This is a genomic window from Sphingomonas sp., assembly GCF_035910975.1.
In the GTDB taxonomy this organism is placed as follows: Bacteria; Pseudomonadota; Alphaproteobacteria; order Sphingomonadales; family Sphingomonadaceae; genus Sphingomonas.
The window spans coordinates 105,963-123,739 of sequence record NZ_JAMHWM010000005.1; the positions used below are offsets into that span (position 1 = coordinate 105,963).

The 17,777-nt window shown below is 67.3% G+C and carries 16 protein-coding genes; 6 read left to right on the top strand and 10 right to left on the bottom strand.

Going from position 1 to position 17,777, the window contains the following annotated elements; genetic code table 11:
* Complete coding sequence (locus VYI76_RS00575; RefSeq protein WP_326522820.1) at positions 1-1,053, top strand: phosphotransferase; 1,053 nt, start codon at positions 1-3, stop codon at positions 1,051-1,053.
* Positions 1,054-1,059: 6 nt separating this feature from the next.
* On the opposite strand, the gene VYI76_RS00580 is transcribed toward VYI76_RS00575, so the two are convergent.
* The 3 genes from VYI76_RS00580 to VYI76_RS00590 are packed head-to-tail and all read right to left on the bottom strand — an operon-like array spanning position 1,060 to position 4,388.
* A complete protein-coding gene (locus tag VYI76_RS00580; RefSeq protein WP_326522821.1) occupies positions 1,060-2,793 on the bottom strand; it encodes a thiamine pyrophosphate-binding protein in 1,734 nt (577 codons plus the stop codon).
* A 27-nt stretch (positions 2,794-2,820) separates the two neighbouring features.
* Positions 2,821-3,975 carry a thiolase family protein gene (locus VYI76_RS00585; RefSeq protein ID WP_326522822.1) on the bottom strand — a complete coding sequence of 385 codons (1,155 nt, stop codon included), beginning with the start codon at positions 3,973-3,975 and terminating at the stop codon, positions 2,821-2,823.
* Complete coding sequence (locus tag VYI76_RS00590) at positions 3,975-4,388, bottom strand: Zn-ribbon domain-containing OB-fold protein (RefSeq protein WP_326522823.1); 414 nt, start codon at positions 4,386-4,388, stop codon at positions 3,975-3,977. Before VYI76_RS00590 ends, VYI76_RS00585 begins: the two co-directional genes overlap by 1 nt.
* A gap of 90 nt (positions 4,389-4,478) precedes the next feature.
* Here VYI76_RS00590 and VYI76_RS00595 point away from each other — a divergent pair, with 90 nt between their 5' ends.
* Positions 4,479-5,753, top strand: a complete 1,275-nt coding sequence (locus VYI76_RS00595) for a cytochrome P450 (RefSeq protein WP_326522824.1) — start codon at positions 4,479-4,481, stop codon at positions 5,751-5,753.
* Positions 5,754-5,765: 12 nt separating this feature from the next.
* Here the strand turns inward: VYI76_RS00595 and VYI76_RS00600 are convergent, their stop codons facing one another.
* Genes VYI76_RS00600 through prpB form a run of 7 tightly spaced genes read right to left on the bottom strand, consistent with a single transcriptional unit; the run spans position 5,766 to position 12,699 of the window.
* Complete coding sequence (locus tag VYI76_RS00600; RefSeq protein WP_326522825.1) at positions 5,766-6,545, bottom strand: FadR/GntR family transcriptional regulator; 780 nt, start codon at positions 6,543-6,545, stop codon at positions 5,766-5,768.
* 21 nt (positions 6,546-6,566) lie between these two features.
* Complete coding sequence (locus VYI76_RS00605; RefSeq protein WP_326522970.1) at positions 6,567-7,754, bottom strand: Bcr/CflA family efflux MFS transporter; 1,188 nt, start codon at positions 7,752-7,754, stop codon at positions 6,567-6,569.
* A 44-nt stretch (positions 7,755-7,798) separates the two neighbouring features.
* Entirely contained in the window at positions 7,799-8,935 is a 1,137-nt protein-coding gene (locus VYI76_RS00610) for a PrpF domain-containing protein (protein WP_326522826.1), read from the bottom strand.
* A 3-nt stretch (positions 8,936-8,938) separates the two neighbouring features.
* Positions 8,939-10,069 (bottom strand): acyl-CoA dehydrogenase family protein, encoded by a 1,131-nt coding sequence (locus VYI76_RS00615; protein WP_326522827.1) that lies wholly within the window; start codon positions 10,067-10,069, stop codon positions 8,939-8,941.
* Between the two features lie 17 nt (positions 10,070-10,086).
* On the bottom strand, positions 10,087-10,869 hold the full coding sequence (locus VYI76_RS00620) for an SDR family NAD(P)-dependent oxidoreductase (RefSeq protein WP_326522828.1): 783 nt from the start codon (positions 10,867-10,869) through the stop codon (positions 10,087-10,089).
* A 32-nt stretch (positions 10,870-10,901) separates the two neighbouring features.
* Positions 10,902-11,774 carry an enoyl-CoA hydratase/isomerase family protein gene (locus tag VYI76_RS00625; RefSeq protein ID WP_326522829.1) on the bottom strand — a complete coding sequence of 291 codons (873 nt, stop codon included), beginning with the start codon at positions 11,772-11,774 and terminating at the stop codon, positions 10,902-10,904.
* Positions 11,775-11,793: 19 nt separating this feature from the next.
* Positions 11,794-12,699 carry a methylisocitrate lyase gene (gene prpB / locus VYI76_RS00630; protein ID WP_326522830.1) on the bottom strand — a complete coding sequence of 302 codons (906 nt, stop codon included), beginning with the start codon at positions 12,697-12,699 and terminating at the stop codon, positions 11,794-11,796.
* A gap of 150 nt (positions 12,700-12,849) precedes the next feature.
* On the opposite strand from prpB, the gene VYI76_RS00635 reads away from it, so the two are divergent.
* From VYI76_RS00635 to VYI76_RS00650, 4 genes are all read left to right on the top strand, one after another.
* Positions 12,850-14,004, top strand: a complete 1,155-nt coding sequence (locus tag VYI76_RS00635) for a CaiB/BaiF CoA transferase family protein (protein ID WP_326522831.1) — start codon at positions 12,850-12,852, stop codon at positions 14,002-14,004.
* Entirely contained in the window at positions 14,001-14,888 is an 888-nt protein-coding gene (locus VYI76_RS00640) for a fumarylacetoacetate hydrolase family protein (protein ID WP_326522832.1), read from the top strand. The genes VYI76_RS00635 and VYI76_RS00640 overlap by 4 nt, the downstream gene beginning before the upstream one ends.
* Before the next feature lie 95 nt (positions 14,889-14,983).
* Positions 14,984-16,036: a cupin domain-containing protein gene (locus VYI76_RS00645; protein WP_326522833.1), complete on the top strand. Its 1,053-nt coding sequence runs from the start codon at positions 14,984-14,986 to the stop codon at positions 16,034-16,036.
* 26 nt (positions 16,037-16,062) lie between these two features.
* Complete coding sequence (locus VYI76_RS00650) at positions 16,063-17,760, top strand: FAD-dependent oxidoreductase (protein ID WP_326522834.1); 1,698 nt, start codon at positions 16,063-16,065, stop codon at positions 17,758-17,760.
* The last annotated feature ends 17 nt before the right edge of the window (positions 17,761-17,777 follow it).

Sequence of the window (17,777 nt, forward strand, 5' to 3'; positions counted from 1 at the left end):
ATGATTCCGACCACACCCGAGGACGTCACCGCCGACTGGATGACCGCCGCGCTGCAACGGTCCGGCCGGCTCGGCGACGCGCGGGTCACCGACATCGCTTCCAGCCCGGTCGGCGTTGGTATGCTGAGCGAGAATATCAGGTTCACGCTCGGCTTCGATGGCCCGACCGACGCGCCCGCAACGCTGGTCGCCAAGTTCCCCGCGCGCGACGAGCATAGCCGGACGACCGGCATCCGGCACGGCATCTATCTGAACGAGGTGCGCTTCTATCAGGACATGGCGCCCGGCATGACTGCGCGCGTCCCGCGACCCTATCTTGCCGAACATGATGCGGCGACCGGCGACTTCGTCCTGCTGCTCGAGGATCTCGCGCCGGCACGCGTCGAGGATCAGGTCGCGGGCTGCTCGGTGGAGGATACCGAGAAGGTGATCGTCCAGGCAGCCAGGCTGCATGCGTTTCGCTGGAACGACCCCGCGCTGCTGAACATCGACTGGCTGATGTCGAGGACGCGGCAGTCGGCACGGCTGGCGGAGATGTATCCCGAATGCCTGGCGACGTTCGCCGAACGCTACGCCGGTGTGCTCGATCCCCGCGATATCGAGATGTGTCGCCGGGTCGGCACGCGGCTGGACGAGTTCTTCGCGATACCGCCCGACCGCTTTACCGTGAAGCATGGCGACCTGCGGGTGGACAATGTCCTGTTCGACGTGCGCGGCGGCGATGAGGCCGCGATCCTCGACTGGCAGACCGCGTGCGTCGGCTGCGGGATGAGCGACGTCGCCTTCTTTATCGGTTCGGGCCTGACGAAGGAGGCGCGCCGCGCGCACGAGGAGCGGCTGGTGCGGCTGTATCATCGGCACCTGACCGATCTGGGGGTCGACTATCCGTGGGCGGCGTGCTGGGCCGACTATCGGTTCCAGGCGTGCCAGAGCATCGTCACCGCCGTGATCGCCTCGTCCCGCGCGCGCCGGTCCGACCGCGGCGACCGCGTGTTCCAGACGCTGGCCCGCCGCGGCTGCGCGCAGCTGCGCGACCTTGACGGGCTCGCCTAGCCGACCTCACGCATAGGGATTGACCGGCACGTTCTCGTAATAGGGGATGGTGATGAGCGACGGATCGTCGGTCTTGCCCAGCGCCTGGACCGTGCGCGGGTTGACGACATCGGCCAGCATCAATTCGATCACGCCGGGCAGGCCCGAGGCATAGGCCTCCTCGACCGCCGGTGCGATGTCTTCCTGTCGCGATATCCGCGCCGAGAAGCAGCCGAAGGCTCTGGCGATGTCGGCGTAGCGCGTGTCTCCCAGACGGCTGACCGCGCTGTAATTGGGTCCGTACATGATCTGCTGGCCGTGGAGCGACATGCCCCACATCTTGTTGTTCAGCACGACCGACACGACCGGCAGCCGCTTCTGCACCATCGTGTCGAGTTCCTGGATGTTGAAGCCGAATGCCCCGTCGCCGGTCAGCAGCATCACCCGGCGATCGGGATAGGCGATCTGCGCACCGATCGCGAAGCCTTGGCCGATGCCCAGGCAGCCGAGATAACCGGGCGCCGCCACCCGGTGCGAGCCGGTCATGCGCAGCGCCTCGCGCGCCCAGGAATTGGCCTCGCCGCCGTCGAGTGCGAACACCGCGTCCGGCCCGGCCGCGGCGACAGCCGCGTGCGCGGCGTGGAACGGGTGCAGGCCATCGGGCAGTTCGCCGTCGCCCCAGTCGCCGCGCGCGATTGTGCGAGCGTTCCGCAATTCGTCGATCCACGGGTCGCGCGCCGCCCAGTCACGCCCCTTGGCCGCGGCCGTCGCGGCGGCGAGGGTTTCGTTGATGTCGGCACCGATCGCGACATCGATGTCGCGGATGCGGCCCATTTCGGTCGGGTCGGCGCAGATCTGGGCCACCCGGGCGTCGGCGGGCACCATCGCGCCCGATCGTCCCCCCAGCCACATCCCCATCCGCGCGCCCAGCAGCACGACGACGTCGGGCCGCGGACGACCGCTGGCGGTCAGCGCGCCGAGCACGCCGGTCGGCCCCGCATGGAGCGGATGGGCGTGGTGCAGCAGCCCTTCGGCCGCCGGCTTGAACACGATCGGCGTCCGCGTGGTTTCCGCGAACGCGCGGACCAGATCCGCCTCCCCGGAAAATCCCGCTTCCATCCCCGCGATCACGACCGGTCGTTCGGCCTGCTGGAGCAGGTCGAGCAGGCCATTGACCTGCGATGTCGTCGGCGCCGACTTGACGCGCAACGTGGCGCCGAAGCCGGCCGTCGATCGCGCCGGGGCGGGCAGGTGCAGCACATCGATCGGCAGTTCGAGCAGCACCGCGCCTTTCCGCCCGGTCATCGCCTGGCGGATCGCCATCGCGGTGATGTCGGCCATGCGTTCGGTGACCAGCACGGTCGTCGCCCATTTGGCGAGCGGACGGGCGACGGCAAGCTGGTCGAAACCGCCCTGCAGTTCGTTCGTCTCGCGCTCGCGGGTCGGCGACGCACCGACGATGAACAGCACCGGGGATCCGTCGAGGTTCGCGTTCGAGATCGCCGACAGGACGTTGGTGAAGCCCGGCCCGGCGGTGACGATGCATACGCCGAGCTTGCCGGTCAGCCGGGCATAGGCGTCGGCGGCGTGGCCGGCGGACGCTTCGTGGCGGAAGTCGATCAGTTCGATGTCCTGATCGATGCACCCGTGGAACAGCGATTCGAGATGGCCGCCATGGAGCACGAAGGCGCGATCCACCCCGGCCTGCTTCAGCGTTTCGGCGACGAGGTCGCCCCCGGTCCGGCCTGCACCATTTTCCATGGAAATTCCTCTGCGAAGGTTCGGCGTCTACGCCTTTTCAAGAATATGGACCACGCACGCGCTGCCCTGGTCGTGGCCGCCGCCGACGACATGGGTCAGGCCGATCCGCGCGCCCTCGACCTGCCGCGCACCGGCGGTGCCGCGCAGATGGGTGGCGACTTCGTACAGATTGGCGATCCCGGTCGCGCCGAGCGGATGCCCTTTCGACAGCAACCCGCCCGACACGTTCACCGGGATGCGGCCGCCCAGCGCGGCGTCGCCGCTGTCGATCATGCGACCCGCGTCGCCATCCGCGCAAAGGCCGAGATTTTCGTAATGGACGATCTCGGCGGTCGCGAAACAGTCGTGCAGCTCGACCAGGTCGAGGTCGTTCGGGCCAAGACCCGCCGCCTCGTACGCCGCCGCCGCGCAGTTGCGCGTGACCGTGCTGAAATCGGGCAGCGCACTTTCGATCGGGTTGAACGGATTGGTCATCAGTTCCGACGCGCGCACGCGCACCGCGCGATCGGCCAGTCCCAGCCGCCGGACCGCCGCCTCCGATGCGATCACCGCCGCCGCGGCGCCGTCGACATTCACCGAACACATCAGCTTGGTGTTCGGATAGGCGATCATGTCGGCGCCCATCACCATTTCCAGAGGTGTCTCGGTGCGATACATCGCCTTGGGGTTGAAGGTGGCGTGGTGGTGGTTCTTCACTGCAACCTTGGCGAATTGCTCGAACGTCGTCCCGTAACGCCGGTGATGTTCCATGCCGATCTGGGCGAAGGTGGCCGGCATCGTCTTGGACCCGAACGCGCCCTCCTCGACGAACCCGTCGGTGCGGTCGCCGCCGCCGAGCAGGCCCTTGCCCATCTTCTCCACGCCGACCGCGAGCACCAGATCGTACAGGCCCGCCTTGATTCCGATGACGCCTTCGCGAAACGCCGTCGCGCCGGTCGCGCAGGCGTTGGCGGTGTTGACGACGGGAATGCCGGTCTGCCCGATCTGGCCCAGGATCCGCTGGCCGACCATCTTGCTGGCGAGGAACATGTTGCCGCAATACAACGCCTGCATGTCGGTGATCGACAGGCCGGCGTCGTCGAGCGCGAGAAGCGCAGCCTCCGCCCCCATGTCGGCGGCGCTGCGATCGGGAAAGCGGCCGAACGGGATCATGTCGATCCCGACGATATAGATGTCCGCCATCACGCGGCCTCCCGATCGGGGACGAAGACATAGCTGACGAAGGTCTGGCCGGCGTCGCCCGCGACCTCGCGATAATCGATCCTGACAGGCAGGCCGAAGGGGATGTCCGCCGGATCGGGCCTTACCCCTTCCACCGTGCCCTGGAACGCCACGCCGTCCGCCATCTCGACAACCGCAGCGACGAACGGCGTACGTACCCCGGGAAAGCTGCGGTGCACCACGGTAAACTGCCGCACGGTGCCGCGTTCGGCGAGGGTGACGGCATCGAAGTCACGCCCGCCACAGCGCGCGCAGGCCAGGCGGCCGCCCGCGAAGCGCGTGTCGCAGGTGCGACACCGGACGCCGGCCAGACGGGGGTGGCCGGAATCGAGCGCGATAAACGGGAGTGCCGGCGCGACGCCGCTGTTATACATGGAGCGACGCTCCCTCATTGCTTGTCTATGGATCAACCATTATGCCACGATAAGCTGGTCCGCAAGACGGATCGAACCCCAGGAGAGGATATGAACGCGATCTTGCCCGCACATGTGGCGAACACGCTGGTTGACCCGGCCGCCTACGCCGACGACCGGATTTTCGATGCGTATCGCTGGATGCGCGATGCCATGCCGGTCGGCAAGGCGATCTGCGACGGCTATGACCCCTTCTGGGCGATCACCCGCCATGCCGACATCCTGGCGGTCAGTCGCGACAACGCGACGTTCAGCAACGCGCGGGGCCAACTGATCCTGGTCACCCAGGCCTCCGACCGCAAGATTCGCGAGCGCACGGGCGGCAGCCCGCACATCGGCAACTCGCTGATCCAGATGGATGGCGACGAACATCGTGCCTATCGCAAGGTGACGCAGAGCTATTTCATGCCGAAGAACCTGCGCGCTCGTGAGGAGCATGTCCGCTCGATCGCGAAACGCACGATCGACGCGATGTTCGCGACGGGAGGAAGCTGCGATTTCGCCGCCGATGTCGCGGTCCATTATCCGCTGCGCGTGGTGATGGAGATCATCGGCGTGCCGGAGGAGGATTTCCCGCGCATCCTGCGGCTGGCGCAGGAAGTGTTCGCGCCGCAGGACCCCGATGTCGTCCGCGGGCAGACCAGCGCCGATGCCGACGCGCATGCCGCGGCGTTGCTGGTCAGCATCGGCGAGCTTCGCGACTATTTCGTCGCGCTCACGCACGATCGCCGCCAGACGCCGCGCGACGACCTGGCGAGCATCATCGCCAACAGCGAGATCTTCGGCGAGCCGATCAGCGATTTCCATGCGTCCGGCTATTTCATCATCCTGGCGACGGCGGGGCACGACACGACCTCGTCATCGGTCGCGACGTTGATGCGCGCGCTGGCCGAGCGCCCCGGCCTGCTGGAGGAACTGAAGGCCGACCCCGCCTTGCTGCCGGGCTTCATCGAGGAGGGCATCCGTTTCGGAACCCCGGTGAAGACGTTCATGCGTACCGCCACCCGCGATGCCGAAGTGGGGGGACAGCAGATTCGCGAGGGCGACTGGCTGATGCTCTGCTACGCGTCAGGCAATCGCGACGCGGCTGTGTTCGACGACGCCGACAGCTTCGACATCCGGCGGCCGCTCAATCGCCAGCTGGCGTTCGGATACGGCGCGCACGTCTGCCTGGGCCAGCACCTCGCGAAGATCGAACTCGATGCGCTGTTCAGCGAGTTGCTGCCGCGGCTGGACTGGGTACGGCCCAACGGACCGCCGGCGATGATAAAGTCGACGTTCGTCAACGGGCTCCGCGCGCTGCCGATCGCGTTTGGCGGCCGCTGAGCGCGGCGCGGTTCAGGCCTCGTCGCTGGCCGCCTCGCCGGCCGCCTTGGCCTCGGCGGCGACGCGGCGGCGGTAGCGGAAGTCCTCCTCCAGGTAATGCGACTGGAGCAGGCGCAGATGCTGTTCCATCTCGCTCACCGCCGCGACCTCGTCGCGCGAGCGCAGGTGGGTGAGCAGGCGCCGCCGCGAGGCGATCACGTCGATCTGGGACGCAGGTTCGTAGATCTTCAACAGCTCGCGCTGCACGCCGATCAGCGCGTCGGTCAGCACGATGAGCACAGGGTTGCTCGTCGCGCGGGCGAGCAGCCGGTGGAAGTCGAGGTTCACAGACAGCGCGGTCTGCGCGTCGCTTCCCGCGCTGTCGTCGACATTCTCCTGGAGCAGGTCGATGTCCTCCAGCGTGGCGCGCTGGCACGCCAGCCGCGTCACGGCGGTGCCGACGATCAGCCGCCCCTCGGTCAGGTGCTCGGCGCGGATCGCGCCCAGCCGATAGAGGTCCGAAAAGCTTGAGACGACCACTTCCGCCTGGCCACGCCGGATAAATGCACCGCCGGTCGCGCCCTTCTTGAGCTCGACGAGCCCCGCCACCTCGAGCGCGCGCAGCCCCTCGCGCACGGTGTTGCGGCTCAGGCCGAACTGTTCCGCCAGCTCGCGTTCGGCGGGCAGCCGGTCACCCTGGCGCAGCAGGCCGTTGGCAAGCTGGGTCCGGATCTGGTCGGTGACGGCTTCAAAGGCGCGCTTCGTCCGTACGGCACTGAAGGACGGGGTTGCCCGCGCCTTGCCACTGTCCATCTTCTTCCCCCTGTTCGCCGATCATTCCGCGCGATCAGCGGACCTATCGTATCCTAACCCACGCCGGAAGTGGAAGCAAAGGATAGCGACCACGCTCGCGAGAACCAGCGTGATGCCGGTCGCGATTTCGGGCGGTCCTGGTAAGATCCCCAATGTCGCGACGAGCACCGCGCCCAACAACATCTGGCAGCTTCCGTAGACGCCCGACGCAGCGCCGGTTCGCCCCGGCACGGCTTCGAGCGCGGCGGACATCGCGATCGGGCTCGCGATCCCCACCAGCAGTCCGAACGCCATGATCGCGGCCATGTAGAGCGACAATGGGTGAGTCGGCATGCGGCTGGCGGCGATCGAGGCAAGGCCGGCGACGAGCATGGCCGCGCCGATCGCCGCCAGCCTGGACGCCGACCGGATTCTGGGGCCGAGCGCGATCATGCTCAGACCGCCGACGGTGATGCTCGTCATGATGACGAAATAGAACGGCCCCGACCGGGTGAGCGGCACGCCGAAGCTGTCGTTCAGGATATAGGCGGCGTTGGCGACGAAGGCGTACATGCCGGTGGTCATGCACGCGCCGCCGAGGCAGATGCGCAGGAAGGTCGCATCGCGAAGAACGCTGGCATAGGCGCGCAGGTCGGCGGACAGGCCGTCGCGCCGGCCGCGCCACGTCTCGGGCAGGACGATTGTCGCGACGATCAGCAGGACCGCCATCACCGCGGCCAGCGCGTGCAGCATGTGGCGCCAGCCGATCGCCGGCGCCACGATCGTCGCGATCACCGGGGCCAGTCCCGGCGACAGGCTCATCGCCGTGCTCAGCAGCGCCAGCGAGCGCGTCGACGACCGGGCCTGCGACAGGTCACGGACCATGGCGCGACCGAGCACCAGGCCGGCGCAGCCGCCGATACCCTGGAGCAGACGCGCGCCGACCAGCTGGACGAGGTCCTGCGCCCCCGCCACACCGATCGTCGCCGCGCAATAGAGCGCCATCCCGGCGAGCAGGACCGGTTTGCGGCCGATTCCGTCGGATAGCGGGCCGAGGATCAGCTGGCCCCCGGCCAAGCCGACCAGATAGGCGGTGATCGCCCACTGCACGCTGGCCGGGCCGATACCCAGGTCGCCCTGTACCTGCGGCAGCACCGGGACCAGCAGGTGGATCGGCAAGGTGCTCGACAGCGTCGCGCACACCAGGACGAGCAGGATGATCGCCGGGATGCCGCCGGGATCGGGGGCGCCTGCGGCGTCGACTGGCGGCGGAGCTACCCCAAGTACACCATCCCGTCCATCAGCCGCCGCGCGGTGCGGTGCACGATCCCCTCGTGCACGGTCGGCGTATCGCCGTGATCGACGACATGCGCGGCGACCGACAGGGTGCCGGTCGGATGATACAGGGTCAGCGGACGTCCGGCGGCGGCGTCCGGCCCGACGAGTTCGCGGACGATCGTGCCGGCCAGCTCGGCGGCGACCGCAGCGCAGATCGCGCCGGTCAGCGGGCTTGCGCCGTGCGGCTGGTCGGCCGAGATCATCCGAACGGTCAGACCGCGGGCGTCCCCGGCGTCGTCGGGCGCGGGCGATACCAGTGCCACCAGCGGCAGGTTGGGCAACAGCGTGACGGCGTCCGCCCGCGTGCCGATCATTCCCGCGGCGACCGCGCCGGCGGCGCGAATCGCGTGCAGCGCAGCCATCAGCGCGGCATCGGCGCCCAGATCGGCGGGGCGTTCCATACCGTTCAGGCCAAGGCTGGCGGCGGCGACGAACACGACCGGATTGGCGGCATCGACGATCGAGCAGGCCATGTCGCCGAATCCGGCGATCGCCAGCGTCTCGCGTCGGTGGCCGGTCGGCAGCAGGCGTCCGGTCGCCGCGCCGCCGGGATCGAGAAACGCCAGCTCGATCCGGGCGCCGGTGCCCGCCACCCCGTCTATCGCGAAATCGCCTGCGGAAACCGCCCGTCCGCCCCGGACCGGAAAACGCGCGCGGATCAGCTTGCGGGTATTGGTGTTGTGAATCGTGACTACGGCATCGCCGTCGCCGCGCGCAACCAGCCCCTCGTCAACCGCGAACGGCCCGATCGCCGCCGAGATGTTGCCGCAGTTGCCGCGGTAGCCGACCGTCGGCGCGGTGACGCCGACCTGCCCGAACGTATAGTCGACGTCGGCGTCAGGGCGGCTCGGCGGGCCGACGATCGCGACCTTCGACAGCGAGGTGACACCGCCGCCCAGCCCGTTCAACTGGCGCCCGTTGGGGTCCGGGGCGCCGATCGCGGCGCAGAAGATCGCGTCGCGGGCCGACGTGTCGCCATCCGCGCCGACCAGCGGCAGATCGCGTTCGTGGAAGATCAGCGCGCGGCTGGTGCCGCCGCGCATGTAGACTGCCGGGACAGAGGCCGGCGACACCGTTCAGTCGGCCAGCATGCGGCGTGCCACGATCATCCGGTGAATCTCGTTGGTGCCCTCGATGATCTGGTTGACCTTGGCGTCGCGCATGTAGCGTTCCATCGGATATTCGGTCGAATAGCCGTAGCCGCCGAGCACCTGCACGCCCTCGATCGTCACGTTCATGGCGACGTCGGTCACGAAGCATTTCGCCATCGACGCCATCAGGTTCAGGCGGCTGTGATCGCCCGAATCGATCTCCTGTGCGACGGAATAGAGCATGTTGCGGGCGGCTTCGGTCTGGATCGCCATGTCGGCCAGCTTGAACTGCATCCCCTGGAAATCGGCTATCGGGCGGCCGAACTGATGGCGCTGCTTGCTGTACTGCAGCGCATAGTCGAGCGCGCCCTGCGCCAGCCCGAGCGACGACGCCGCGATCGTCGGACGGTTGAGGTCGAGGATGTTCATGCAGGCCTTGAAGCCCTGGCCCTCCTCGCCCAGCCGGCAGTCGGCGGGGACGCGCATGTCCTCGAAATACAGCTCGTAACTCGGCGATCCGTGCCGCCCCAGCTTGTGTTCCTGACGCCCGCGCTGAAAGCCGGGGGTCTTGGTATCCACGATGAACGGGGTGATCGCGCGTTCGCCGGTCTTGGCGAACAGCAGGACATAGTCGGCGTCCCCGCCCCAGGTGATCCAGATCTTCTGGCCGTTGATGACATAGCTGTCGCCGTCGCGCACGGCGCGCGTCTTCATCGACATGACGTCCGATCCGGCCTGCGGCTCGGTCATGCCGATCGCCGAGACGAGCCGGCCCTTCGCCGCCTCGGGCAGCCAGCGCGCCTTCTGTTCTTCCGACCCGAAATTCAGGATGGGCAGCACGAACGAGATCGAATTGTTGGCGCACAATGTGGAGGCGGCGAGCGAGAATTTCGCCAGTTCCTCCTTTGCGATGCACACCAGCGTCAGGTTGCCGCCCGGCCCGCCATATTCCTCAGGCAGCCACAGCTGGAGCAGGCCGGCGTCGCCGAACACCTCGACCAGTTCGTGCGGGAAGCGGTCGGTGCGCTCCAGATCGGCCACGATCGGGGCGACATGGTCCTCGCCGATCCGCCGGACGGTCTCGCGGAACGCTTCGATCTCTTCGGAAAACTGCATGGCGGCAACGACTCCGGTCAGTAGCGGGGGAAGGACAGGCCGCCGTTGATGCTCATCGTCGATCCCGAGATCTGGTCGGAATGCGGGCCGGCGAGGAAGAAGATGTAGTCGGCGAGGTCCTCCGCCGCGTTGATGCGGAAGGCGACCTTGCTCTCGACCTTCTTGAACGCCTTGACGATCACCTCGCCCGATCCGCTCTCGACCGCCTTCAGATAGGCGTCATAGGGGGGCGTGCCGGTCGTCAGCGTCGTCGCGACCGCGTTGACGCGGATGCCCAGCCGGCCGAGCTCCTGCGCCAGCGACTGGGTGAGGAACATCACGACCGACCCGGCCGCGCCGATCATCGATTCGCTGGGCGTCGGGATGCGCGCGGCATCGGTGGTGACCAGGATGATCTTGCCGTGCCCCTGGTCGCGCATGAATTTCACCGACGCGTGCAGCGCGTTGAGGCGTGGCATCAGCCGGCTTTCTAGCATCGCGATGCCGTCGCCCGGCGCCATATCGACGAACAGCTTGGGCCGCGGCTCACGCGGGCCGCCGCTCGCGACGACGACATCGACCCTGCCGAACAGGCGGTGCGCCTCCGCGATCGGCGCCTCGATGCCCTCATAGGTCATCAGGTCCGAATTCACGAAGATCGCCTCGCCGGGCAGGTCGGCGCACCGCGCGATCAGCTCGTCGGCCGCCGCCTGATCCCGCCCCTGGAACACCACCTTCGCGCCGGCCTCGGCAAAGCGGATCACGCTGGCGCGGCCGATACCCTTGGTCCCGCCTATGACGACGGTGCTCGTCCCGGTCATATCCTGCTGCATATCTGATTCTCCCGGACCGGTCAGTTCTTCGTGCCGCCGCTCTCATAGCGGCCCTCGCGTTCCTTGGTGGCGCCGGTGACGCCCTTGTCGCGCCGCGACTTCATGAAATTGTGCTCGTCGGGTTCGTAGCGGATGTTGGTCCCGATGACGTGGCTGACGTAGCCATGGACGAACTGCGAGGTCATCCCGAGCGAATCCATCGCCATGTGCGTCGCGGCGCGGCCGATCGCGATCGCGTCGCGCGGCAGGCGGGCGATGCGATCCGCCCACTCCTCGCCCGCGGCGACCAGATCCTCGGACGGCACCGCCTTGTTGACGAGACCGATGCGCGCCGCCTCGACACCATCGACGGTCTCGCCGAGCAGAGTCAGCTCGCGCGCCTTGCGTGGGCCGAGCGCCAGGATCAGCCAGGTCGTGTTGTACGTCGCGCCGGCCAGCTGCATCTTCTGTTCGGGATGGCCGATCTTGGCGTCGTTGGCGGCGATCGCCAGGTCCGAGCACTCGACGATATAGGCGCCGGCGCCGACGCAATAGCCCTGCACCAGCGAGATCGTCGGTTTCACGCAGTAGAAGAATTCGCGGAACTGCTCGACGTGGAACTTGTCGAAGTGCAGCCGCTTGCGCTGGCTCGGGCGGCGCGCGCCGGGTTCGGACGAGAAGCCGTATTCCGAGCCGACCTGGGCGAGATCGTGCCCGGTCGAGAAATCGCGGCCGTCGCCCTTGATGAGGATAACGCGAACATCGTCATCCCGCTCGGCGGTGCGGATATGCTCCATGAACCGGTCGAACATCTCGTAGGTCAGCGCGTTGCGCTTTTCGTCGCGACAGAAGGTGATGTACGCCTTGCCGTCGCGCGCCTCGTACCGGACCAGGTCCTTGGTGTCTTCGCTCATCGGGTCGCCCTCATGGATGTCATTGCTGTGGTAGGGTGGTCGCGACGATCGAGGCATCGAGCGCCTCGAACTCGTGATAGCGGATCAGGTCGTAGAGCTCGGCGCGGGTTTGCATGCGCCCCAGCATCGCCTGGGTGCCGCCGGTGTCGCGGATCGAGGCGTAGAGTTTTTCCTGCGCCTTCGCAGCGACGCGCAGCGAACTGACCGGCCAGATGACCATCCGGTAGCCCATGTCCGCGAACTCTGCGGCGGTGAAGAACGGGGTGCGGCCGAATTCGGTCATGTTGGCGAGCAGCGGCGCGTCGATCGCCGCGGCGAAGGCGCGGAACATCTCCGCGCTGGTCAGCGCCTCGGGGAAGATCGCGTCGGCGCCGGCTTCCAGATAGCGTTTCGCCCGCGCGACGCCGGCGTCGAAGCCCTCCGTGGCGATCGCATCGGTGCGCGCGATCACCACCAGGTCGCGGCGCGCTGCGGCGGCTGCGGCGACCTTGGCGGCCATCTCGTCGACGGTCGCGAGCTTCTTGTCGTTCAGGTGCCCGCATTTCTTGGGCAGGATCTGGTCCTCGATATGCACCGCGCCGGCGCCGGCATCCTCGAACACCCGCACCATGTGCATGACGTTCAGCGCCTCGCCATAGCCGGTGTCGCCATCAACCAGGATCGGCAGGCCCGCCGCGCGCGACAGTTCGGCGACACGCCGCGCGACCTCATCGACGGTCAGGATGCCGACATCGGGAATGCCCGCCGAAGCGCTCATCGCCGCTCCCGACAGATATACGGCGTCGAAGCCGTGCGCCTGCGCCTGGAGCGCCGCCATGCCGTTGTGTGCGCCAGGCAGCCGAAGGATGGGGCCGGCGTCGAGCAGCGTGCGGAACCGCTTGCCCGCGCTGACGGCCGATTGCGACGATGCGGTTAGATACGTCACTGCGCCTCCCGGTCTATTGGTTGGGCCATACCCCCAGCTTTCGGCCTTTGGCAACGGATTTTCGCAGCGGATTTTGCATGTTAGGCGCTTGACAGGCCAAATGCGACCTGAAACGACGGTCAAAGGACCAACCAATCGGAAGTGCCATTCATGACTGTCGGTGCAAACGTCGATACCGGGGCGGGCGATCGGCCGCTCAGCGGTATTACCGTCATCGAGACTTCAAGCTTCCTGACCGGCCCGTTCGCCGCGATGATGCTGAGCGACCTGGGCGCCGACATCATCAAGGTCGAGCCGCCGGGGGGCGACGGGTTTCGTCGATTCGGGCACAATCGCGACGGCTATGGCGCGTCGTGGACGAGCGCGAACCGCGGCAAGCGCAGCATCGTCATCGATCTGAAGAGCGAGGCCGGCGTCGCGCGCCTCAAGAAACTGCTGTCGACCGCCGACGTGCTGATGGAGAACTGGCGTCCGCGCGTCGCGGGCAAGCTGGGGCTCGGGCACGACGTGCTTTCCAAGGTCAACCCGCGGCTGATCCGCCTTTCGATCACTGGCTTCGGTGACAGCGGCCCGCTGGTCGATGCGCCGGCGTTCGATTCGCTGATCCAGGGCCGCACCGGCATCATCGCCGCGGAAGGGCGCAACGGCGACCCCGCGGTCACGCCATTCAACATGGTCGACAAGGTGACCGGCGCGTTCGCCGCCCAGGCGGTGCTGGCGGCGTTGTACGAGCGCGAGCGCACCGGGCGCGGCGGGCACGTCAAGCTGCCGATGCTCGACACGCTGGGCTATTTCAACTTTCCGGACATGTTCCAGCATCGCACGTTCGATGGCGACACCAGCGACTGGAAGCCGCCGGCGTCGCAGGTGATGAAAACCAGCGACGGCCATGTCGTCATCAGCCCGGCCAACGGCCAGCAGATGTCGAAGACGCTGGAGGCGATCGACCGCCTCGAATGGAAAGACGAATTCAAGCAGATTCGCGATCCGGTGGCGATGGCGAACGAATTCTTCCGCCGCGTCGGCGAGGTGATGGCGACGAAGCCGACCGACTATTGGCTGAAGCGGTTCGTCGAGCTCGACGTGCCCGGCGGCCCGGTCCTGTCGCTCGACGAGTATCTGAACGATGCGCAGGTCGAGCACAACGGGGTGTTCGAGGTCATCAATTCGAACATCGGGCCGCTGCGCACCGCGCGCTATCCGGCCACGTTCGACGGCCGCAGGTTGGGCGCGAGATCGGGCCCGCCCGCGATCGGCGAGCATGACAACGAGATCGAACCTGTCGCCGTGGAGGGCGCGTCGTGAGGATCGGGGCGTTCGAAAACGGCGGCATCGCCCTGATCGACGGCGACATGTTCGTCGATGTCACCGACCTGGTCGGGCAGGACGCGCCCGCCTGGCCGCCGACGGCCATGTTGCGCTTCATCGCCGGCTATGACGAGCTGCGACCGGCGATCGAGCAGGCGCTGCGCGAACGGCCACGCCGGCCGCTGTCGGGCGTTCGGCTGGAAACGCCGATCGCATGGCCGAACAAGGTGATCGCCTATCCGGCGAATTATCACGAGCATGTCGAGGAGATGAAGACCGGCACCGGCCTGATCTCCCCGTTCAAGGCGAACGGCCAGGGCTTCTTCCTCAAGGCCAATTCGAGTCTCAGCGGACCCGCCGATCCGATCCTGCTGCCCAACATCACCGGGCGCCAGATCCATCACGAGGCCGAGGTCGCGATCATCATCGGCAAGGGCGGCCGTGACATCGCGATCGAGGACGCGATGGACCATGTGTTCGGTTATTCGTGCCTGGTCGATGTCGTGGTGCGCGGGCGCGAAGAGCGCGTCATGCGCAAATCCTATGACAGTTTCTGCCCGGTCGGGCCGTATATCGTCACCGCCGACGAGATCGCCGATCCGCGCGACATCGCGTTCGAACTGAGCGTCAACGGCGAGCGCCGCCAGTCGGCCAACACTCGCGATCTGATCGTCGACATCCCGGCGATGATCCACATGGCGGCGACGGTGATGACGCTCTATCCCGGCGACATCATCGCGTCGGGCACGCCCAAGGGGGTCGGGCGGATCGACGGCGGCGACACGCTGCATATCAAGATCGGCGGCGTGGGCGAGATGACCCTCGACGTGGTTGCCGACGATCGCGGCGACCACGAGGTGTGGAACAAGGACGACGCCTGAACCGCGTATCAGGATAGAGTGTTACGGTATTGGACGCCGCCCGCCGGCACCGCCACCCTCCTCGACAAGACAGAAGGTCAGGCGGGGAGGAAGCGGTGCCGGAACTGGCGACGATGAGCGATGCGCAGCAGCGCCGCGCGCTGATCGACGAACTCGCAGCGTTCAATACCCGCGTCGGCCAGCCCGACGATCCACCGCTTTTCACCCGCGAACCGGTGTCGGAGATGGTGCCCGTGCATTGGCGGGCGGCCGATCTGGCGCGGCTGCTCGACCGGATCGGCTCGGACCTGAAGCTCGAGGCGGGCGGTATCCGCCGGACCTTGCGCCTGACGAACCCGGGGCTGGGCTATGGCACCACGCCGAGTCTCTTCGCGTCGATCCAGGTCATCCTGCCCGGCGAGGTGGCGACCGCGCACCGTCATACCGCATCGGCGTTGCGCTTCATCATGCGGGGCAGCGGGGCGAACACGATCGTCGACGGCGAACAATATGACATGAGCGAGGGCGACCTCGTCCTGACGCCCAGCATGACCTGGCACGATCACGAGCATCTGGGCGACGCGCCGATGATCTGGCTCGACGTCCTGGACATCTCGCTGGTGCGGCGGCTGGAGGCGGTGTTCTTCGAAGGGTCCGACGTGCCGCGGCGCGCGGTGTCCGCCCATCCGACCTGGTCGTACGGATCATATGGCGGTGGCTGGATGCAGCCGCGCCGCCGCCTGGTAGAAGGCCGGGCGGACGCGGGACTGCTGGCCTATCCGCGCGCTCAGGCGGAGGCGTCGCTGCGGGCCGCGGCCGAGCGGCTGCCGGCCGATCCCGCCGACGACGTGGTGATGGACTATGTCAATCCGGCGACGGGCGGGCCGGCGCTGCCGACGGTCGGTACAACGTTGCAGATGATCCGGGCGGGGGTGTCCTGCCGCGCGCAACGGCACACCGGCAGTTCGGTATTCTACGTCGTCCGCGGCGCCGGCCTGACGACCGTCGGCGACCAGCGGTTCGACTGGGGGACGGGCGATCTGTTCGCGGTGCCCGCCTGGTCAACGCATCGCCACGAAAACCCGCATGCCGAGGACGCGCTGCTGTTTCAGGTCAGCGACGTGCCCGCCCTGAAGGCGCTCGGCCTGTATTTCGAGGAAATCATCTGACGTCGCCGCACGGCGACGACGGAACAATGGCGCGCCGGGGTGGCGCCGAGAAGGAAGAAGTGATGGAATATGTGCCGGTCTTGATCGTGGGCGCCGGCCCGATTGGTCTCGCGCTTGCCGGGGATCTGGGTTTCCGCGGCGTATCGTGCCTGCTCGTCGAGCGCGGGGACGGAGCGATCACCCAGCCCAAGATGGACATGGTCGGCATCCGCACGATGGAATATTGCCGCCGCTGGGGAATCATTCCCTGGGTCGAATCCGCTGGATACAATCGCGCCTATCCGCAGGATTGCGCCTGGGTGACGGGCCTGAACGGTTATGAGTTCGGTCGCGAGGTGTTTCCTGCGCCGCAGGACGAGAAGCCGCCGCCGCAGAGCCCGCAGAAGCGCGAGCGCTGTCCACAGAACTTCTTCGATCCGGTGCTGCGCCGTTTCGCCGAGCAGTTCGACACGGTGCGGATCGATTATCGCACCGAACTGGCCGATTTCACCGAGGCTGACGATCACGTCGACGTCACGCTGCGCGACGTGGACAGCGGGGAAACCCGCCGCGTGCGTGCGCGCTATCTGGTAGGTACCGACGGAGGTGCGAGTACCGTCCGCCACGCGCTGGGCATCGAGATGCAGGGCGAGCCGACGCTGACCTACACGACCAATGTCGTGTTCCGCACCGACAACCTAGAGGCGCTGCACGACAAGGCGCCGGGCTATCGCTTCATCTTCATCGGGCCGGAAGGTACATGGGCCACCCTCGTGGCGATCAACGGCCGCGATCAATGGCGCTTCTCGCTGGTCGGGGACCAGACCCGGCGGGAAGTCAGCGAGGAGGAACTGCGCGCCGCGATCGTGCGTGCGGTGGGCAAGCCGTTCGATTTCGAGATCCTGTCGATCCTGCCGTGGATCCGTCGCCAGCTGGTCGCCGACCGTTACGGCAGCGAACGCGTGTTCATCGCCGGCGACGCGGCGCACCTGACCTCGCCGACCGGCGGATTCGGGATGAACACCGGCATCCAGGATGCGGTCAACCTGTCGTGGAAGCTGGCGGGCGCGCTGGAGGGCTGGGGCGGACCCCAGCTCCTCAAATCCTACGAGATCGAACAGCGTCCGGTCGCGATCCGCAACGTCGCAGAGGCAACCGGCAATCTCCGCCGCATGCTTTCCCCTCAGGCGGTGTCGCCGCCGCCGGAGATTTTCGACGACAGCGGTCCCGTCGGCGACGTGGCGCGCAAGACGTTCGGCGACCATTATACCGACCTGATGCGCCGCGAATGGTTCTCGATCGGCGTCCATCTCGGCTATATGTACGAAGGTTCGCCGGTGATCTGCGCCGATGGTACGCCCCAGCCGGAAGACACGATAACCACCTATGTGCCGACGGCCCGGCCGGGCTCGCGCGCGCCGCACTTCTGGCTGCCCGACGGCCGATCCAGCCTGGACCTGTTCGGGAAGGCGTTCGTCCTGATGCGTTTCGATGCCGGGGCGGACATCGCTGCGCTGGTCGCCGCAGCGGCCGCGGCGGGGATGCCGCTGGAGGTGATCGACCTCGACGACCCCGCCGCCGCCACATTGTACGAGCGCAAGCTCGTACTCGTCCGTCCCGACGGTCAAGTCGCCTGGCGCGGCGACGTCATTGGTGACTCCGCTGACCGAATCGTGGCCGTTGTCACCGGCAATCCATCCTCGCAATCTACGAAGCCGCGACACACCGAAGCCATTACCGTATAAGGCAATGGATCAACCCT

Coding starts and splice junctions, on each gene's coding strand:
- VYI76_RS00575 (WP_326522820.1), top strand. CDS start 1: ATGATTCCGACCACACCCGAGGACGTCACCGCCGACTGGATGACCGCC.
- VYI76_RS00580 (WP_326522821.1), bottom strand. CDS start 2,793: ATGGAAAATGGTGCAGGCCGGACCGGGGGCGACCTCGTCGCCGAAACG.
- VYI76_RS00585 (WP_326522822.1), bottom strand. CDS start 3,975: ATGGCGGACATCTATATCGTCGGGATCGACATGATCCCGTTCGGCCGC.
- VYI76_RS00590 (WP_326522823.1), bottom strand. CDS start 4,388: ATGTATAACAGCGGCGTCGCGCCGGCACTCCCGTTTATCGCGCTCGAT.
- VYI76_RS00595 (WP_326522824.1), top strand. CDS start 4,479: ATGAACGCGATCTTGCCCGCACATGTGGCGAACACGCTGGTTGACCCG.
- VYI76_RS00600 (WP_326522825.1), bottom strand. CDS start 6,545: ATGGACAGTGGCAAGGCGCGGGCAACCCCGTCCTTCAGTGCCGTACGG.
- VYI76_RS00615 (WP_326522827.1), bottom strand. CDS start 10,069: ATGCAGTTTTCCGAAGAGATCGAAGCGTTCCGCGAGACCGTCCGGCGG.
- VYI76_RS00620 (WP_326522828.1), bottom strand. CDS start 10,869: ATGACCGGGACGAGCACCGTCGTCATAGGCGGGACCAAGGGTATCGGC.
- VYI76_RS00625 (WP_326522829.1), bottom strand. CDS start 11,774: ATGAGCGAAGACACCAAGGACCTGGTCCGGTACGAGGCGCGCGACGGC.
- VYI76_RS00635 (WP_326522831.1), top strand. CDS start 12,850: ATGACTGTCGGTGCAAACGTCGATACCGGGGCGGGCGATCGGCCGCTC.
- VYI76_RS00650 (WP_326522834.1), top strand. CDS start 16,063: ATGGCGCGCCGGGGTGGCGCCGAGAAGGAAGAAGTGATGGAATATGTG.